Origin of the sequence: Moraxella sp. CTOTU46934, from assembly GCF_031979465.1 — a bacterium.
Classification (GTDB): Bacteria; Pseudomonadota; Gammaproteobacteria; order Pseudomonadales; family Moraxellaceae; genus Faucicola; species Faucicola tetraodonis.
Genome location: NZ_DALZEG010000025.1, coordinates 1 through 1,025, shown reverse-complemented (window position 1 = coordinate 1,025; position 1,025 = coordinate 1). Strand labels below are relative to the sequence as shown.

1 protein-coding gene is annotated in these 1,025 nt (G+C 46.4%); it reads left to right on the top strand.

The genetic code is table 11. The annotated features are described in order from the left end of the window. Nucleotides 1-1,004, top strand: a 1,004-nt coding sequence (gene tnpC / locus RTN07_RS10955) for an IS66 family transposase (RefSeq protein ID WP_312177969.1), incomplete at its 5' end; no start/stop codon positions are given. Between the last annotated feature and the right edge of the window lie 21 nt (nt 1,005-1,025).

The following is a 1,025-nucleotide window of genomic DNA, read 5'->3' as shown; positions in this document are numbered from 1 at the left end:
TCAGTAAATACGCTGACCATTTACCCCTGTATCGCCAAAGCCTGATTTATCAGCGAAGCGGGGTGTATTTATCTGATTCGACCTTAGCCGATTGGGTGGGACGTTGTGGGGTACAGCTTGGGTTTTTAGTTAATCGCTTAATCAAGCTTATACTTACCCAACCAATTGTGCATGCCGATGAAACCCCTGTGAAGATTTTAAACACTTACGGTACCAAAGATATTAAGGGCAAGCTAAAACAAGGCTATGTCTGGGCGTATGTGACACCACAGCATAGCCCAATCAAGGCGGTAGTGTATGACTTTGCCCAAGGTCGGGGTAGTGAGCATCCCAATGCGTTTTTAAACGGCTTTAAGGGCAAACTTATTTGCGACGGCTATAACGGCTACAAGCCATTATTTGGGCGAGGGGTGATTGAAGTGGGTTGTATGGCACATGCCAGGCGTAAGTTTCATGAGCTGCATGTGACAGGGCAGAGTCTTATTAGCATTGAGGCATTAGAACTGTTTCAAACACTGTATGCCGTTGAACGTGAGATTGATGAGCAGTTTGAGAGAAACCAAACGCCAATGCCCAGAGATGCTCAAATAGTTAGGCAAGTCAGGCAGAATAAGGCAAAACCAGTTGCGGATAAACTTTATGCGTGGTTACAACAGAAACGCTTAGGCACGACTAAGAATGCCAGTATTACTAAGGCGATTGAGTATTGCCTTAAACGTTGGACGGCATTAACTCGCTATTTGGATGATGGCAATTTGCCGATTGATAATAATTGGGCAGAAAATCAGATGCGTCCATGGGCGTTAGGCAGAAAGAATTGGTTGTTTGCAGGGTCGCTTGAGAGCGGTCAGCGGGCGGCTAGTATTATGTCGCTTATCCAGTCAGCTAGATTGAATGGTCTTGACCCGTATGCGTATTTGGCAGATGTGTTGAGTCGTCTGCCGACGCATCCTGATAGCCAGATTGATGAGCTGCTACCACATGTCTGGATACCACCTCAATAGGGGTATGGTCGGGGGCTTACA